Source organism: Isoptericola croceus (genome assembly GCF_029382255.1).
Taxonomy (GTDB): Bacteria; Actinomycetota; Actinomycetes; order Actinomycetales; family Cellulomonadaceae; genus Isoptericola; species Isoptericola croceus.
On sequence record NZ_JARLLG010000031.1, the window covers coordinates 1 to 412 of the forward strand.

Consider the following 412-nt stretch of genomic DNA (forward strand, 5'->3'; position numbering starts at 1 on the left):
TGCAGCTGTTGAAGCTAAACAGGTAGCACAACAAGAAGCTCAAAGGGCAGTTTTCGTCGTGGAAAGGGCCAAACAAGAAAGACAACAGAAAATTCTGCAAGCTGAGGGTGAAGCCGAAGCAGCAAAAATGCTGGGTGAAGCCGTTTCGAGGAATCCAGGTTATCTGAAATTGAGGAAGATCAGAGCTGCTCAGAGCATTTCAAGAACCATCGCTGGTTCTCAAAACAAAGTCTTCTTGAGCGGGGCCAACCTGATGTTGAACATCAACGATCCGGCTTTCGATGATTCAAGCAACAAACTCTTTAAGAGTAAGGCCTCCTAGTTAGAACCGTTAGTTATGAGCATAGTTTTAAATGATGTGAATGTTAAGAGTTGTTTTGTCAGTGAAGAAAAATGATCAGGATAACTGTGC

General features: G+C 43.2%; 1 protein-coding gene. It reads left to right on the forward strand.

What is annotated here, in order from left to right; translation table 11 throughout:
* Positions 1 to 322, forward strand: a 322-nt coding sequence (locus PZC42_RS20625) for an SPFH domain-containing protein (RefSeq protein WP_277213938.1), incomplete at its 5' end; no start/stop codon positions are given.
* Between the last annotated feature and the right edge of the window lie 90 nt (positions 323 to 412).